Annotated in this window: 4 protein-coding genes; all 4 read left to right on the forward strand. The window is 41.3% G+C overall.

Going from position 1 to position 2,947, the window contains the following annotated elements:
* Positions 1–173 precede the first annotated feature (173 nt).
* The 4 genes from ABFQ95_08305 (at position 174) to ABFQ95_08320 (ending at position 2,594) form a co-directional block, all read left to right on the forward strand.
* A complete protein-coding gene (locus ABFQ95_08305) occupies positions 174–506 on the forward strand; it encodes a hypothetical protein (protein MEN8237516.1) in 333 nt (110 codons plus the stop codon).
* Positions 507–642: 136 nt separating this feature from the next.
* A complete protein-coding gene (locus tag ABFQ95_08310) occupies positions 643–1,239 on the forward strand; it encodes a hypothetical protein (protein ID MEN8237517.1) in 597 nt (198 codons plus the stop codon).
* Entirely contained in the window at positions 1,229–2,173 is a 945-nt protein-coding gene (locus ABFQ95_08315) for a nucleotidyl transferase AbiEii/AbiGii toxin family protein (protein MEN8237518.1), read from the forward strand. The genes ABFQ95_08310 and ABFQ95_08315 overlap by 11 nt, the downstream gene beginning before the upstream one ends.
* Positions 2,174–2,360: 187 nt before the next feature.
* The gene (locus tag ABFQ95_08320) at positions 2,361–2,594 is read left to right on the forward strand and encodes a hypothetical protein (GenBank protein ID MEN8237519.1); all 234 of its coding nucleotides are present in this window, start codon (positions 2,361–2,363) and stop codon (positions 2,592–2,594) included.
* Positions 2,595–2,947 lie beyond the last annotated feature (353 nt).

Below are 2,947 nucleotides of genomic sequence, written 5' to 3' on the forward strand. Positions count from 1 at the left end.
TTCGTTGGAGGAGGTCCTTAATTTTAAGGCATAGCAACAAAGTTGCCCATAAATTGACTTCGTATGTCGCATTTGCCCCGTTTCTGTAATTCAACCCAAATTTGGCCAAGGGGATCGGCTTTTTTGAATTTGAATCTGACACACATCGAATTTTGATTCAATCGTCACAATTGATGTTTTGCCACTTTCTCTTCGAGCCACTTTACCCTGAACAACAGGATGAACCTGTTGCAGAGCAGGAAGAAGAAGTTGACTCTCACCCTGTAAAGATTCATTTCATCAATGCCACTACCCCCATGGTTTTGCAAGTTGAAGAGGATCAATCTAACCCCGACGATGAAGATGACTGGGGAGCAATGGAAGAGTTCGTCTTCTATGCCCTGAATGTTGTCTCCCAAAAAGAGTGGCTCAATATAACAGACGAGGATGGAGAAACCGCTTTTTTCCGAGGCGCTGATATTGCTATGGTTGAGATTCCGTTGCAGATCTTTAGCTCGGAGGATTGAGATTAGCAAAATCAGTAGTCATTGAAGAATTGGTGCACACTTTACGAGACAACGGTTGTTATTTTGCATGAATTTTTAATAAAAAAACTTGCAAAAAACATGCGCTTGACCTATTATTAAAGTAGGAGATAAAGCAATGAAGTCATTTGAGAAAATAGGAAATCATTTAGTACCAGGCGAAGTTTATCGACGCGCTGACCTTGCACAGTGGTCTAATGCTGTTGATCGTCACCTAGAACAACTCCAAGGTAGTGGTACCTTGAAGAAGCTGTCAGGAGGATTGTACTACTGCCCCAAGCAGACAAGTTTTGGAAAAGCACCACCTTCTGAACGCGCAATCGTTGAAGCGTTCCTAAAAGACTCTCGTTTTTTAATGTTTACCCCAAGCGCTTATAACAGCTTAGGCGTTGGAACCACGCAACTTTATAACGAAACCATAGTATATAACCACAAGCGACACGGACTTTTTCAGCTTGGCAATAAGAGCTATCGCTTTGTCAGAAAACACCACTTTCCTGAAAAACTCAGCGTCGAATTTCTTTTGGTTGATCTGGTTAACAATGTTACCAAACTTGCTGAAGACACCGATCGCGTTTTGCAACTTGTGGCAGCAAAGGCAAAAGATATGGACCATAGCGCTTTAAGTAATGCTGTTACGGAATTTGGCAGCGTTCGAGCACGAAAGTTTTTTGCACGTCACCTACAGATTGGCTCTCTCCATCATGGTCACTAATTATTTGCACGAACATCCAGAATTTGACGACTTGATTCGTATTGTTGCCGACAAGTTGTCCATTGCCCCGATCCTGATTGAAAAAGACTATTGGATTATGCATTGCCTCTATGGCTTGCAAGCTCAAGGCATGCAATTTTACTTAAAAGGTGGCACATCTCTGTCGAAAGGGCACGGCATTATCAACAGGTTCTCGGAAGATATTGACGTTTTGATAGAACCACCTGAGACTATGAACGTTGCTACAGGCAAAAACCAAGACAAAAAATCCCACTGCGAAAGCAGGCAAAATTACTACGATTGGCTGGCAAACAATCTTCAGGTTTCCGGCATTCAAGATGTCACCCGTGATACCGCCTTTGATGATGAAAAATTCAGAAGTGGTGGTGTACGGTTGCATTACCCAACCCAATTGCAATCCAGCATAGACATCAAAAACGGCATCCTTTTGGAAGTAGGATTTGACACAGTTGCACCAAACTCGCCCATCAACATAAGCTCGTGGGCATATGATTTTGCCTCCGACAAAGTTGCAATCAAAGATAATAGAGCACTCAGCGTTTCCTGCTATCACCCAGGTTATACTCTCGTTGAAAAGCTGCAAACAATCTCAACAAAATTTCGCAAGCAACAAGAACATGGGGCCTTTGCCGAAAACTTCATGCGCCACTACTACGATGTATATCACCTGCTGGACTACGAGCCGGTTGTCAAATTCATTGGCACCAACGAATACCACCAGCACAAAAAGGCCCGTTTCAGAGCTTCAGACAATCTCGATATTAGGCAAAACCAAGCTTTCCAAATGGAACAGGCAGAAGTCTTTAACCAGTACAAGCAGCAATATCAAATCAGTCAGTCACTTTACTATAATGACAAACCAAGCTTTGAAGATATTGTTGAGAGGATCAGAAGCTTTTCTGGGAAGCTGTAAAAATTTCCATTATTTGAAAAAGCTGGGTTTGAAAGCTACAAGGTCATTGAGAGTGAGGACAACTTAAGAAATAGTGTTAAGTTAGGGTTGATGATGGTTTAGCGGGAATGACTGCCTTCGGTTTTTGCAACAAGAAGCATAATGATACCTGTGCATGAGCTAAAGGGAAATTATAAAGAGGTTAGAGGTGAATAGCTTATTATTGGGAACAGGTAGACAAGCAAAACGATTAATTGATGCAATCGATAATACCGAAAGCAAGATAGTTGCCATCAATAGTCGAGACACAGAACATGGACAACGGTTTATTGAAGCAAATGAGGTTTCCAAGGATATTGTTGTGTTTGATGATTTGGAGAAAGCGCTTTCCCTGGAACCAGTAGAGGCTGTCGTTATCGGGGTCTGTCGAAGATACGTGTAAAATGTTATCACTCTGTCCCTAAGCTGTGATTGGTAATGGTTTAGGTTGTAATGGCTCTGGTAGATCCTCCATATCAAGTGACCATTTTCGGGACTGGGTTAGCCGTATTCCCTAAAGTATCTTGGATTTTTTTCACTCTATTCCTGACGAAATTTTAAAAAGTGAGAATTTTTTGTAAAAAATCTATCCGATCGTCAAAAATATAAAGTTTTTCTGAGCAAATGGACAACAAATTGCTATTCTAATTAATAGATAAAATTTCTCATTGTAACGGATTCTGTGGGACAATCTTGGGTTGAAAAAGGATAGGTTATCGGGTACCTGTTTGATGTAAAAAAACACCGGCTAAAAAG

Source organism: Pseudomonadota bacterium (genome assembly GCA_039714795.1).
Lineage (GTDB): Bacteria > Pseudomonadota > Alphaproteobacteria > JAGOMX01 > JAGOMX01 > JBDLIP01.

Excerpts from the sequence above, each read along its gene's own strand:
- ABFQ95_08315 (MEN8237518.1), top strand. The coding sequence starts at position 1,229 with ATGGTCACTAATTATTTGCACGAACATCCAGAATTTGACGACTTGATT.
- ABFQ95_08310 (MEN8237517.1), top strand. The coding sequence starts at position 643 with ATGAAGTCATTTGAGAAAATAGGAAATCATTTAGTACCAGGCGAAGTT.
- ABFQ95_08305 (MEN8237516.1), top strand. The coding sequence starts at position 174 with ATGTTTTGCCACTTTCTCTTCGAGCCACTTTACCCTGAACAACAGGAT.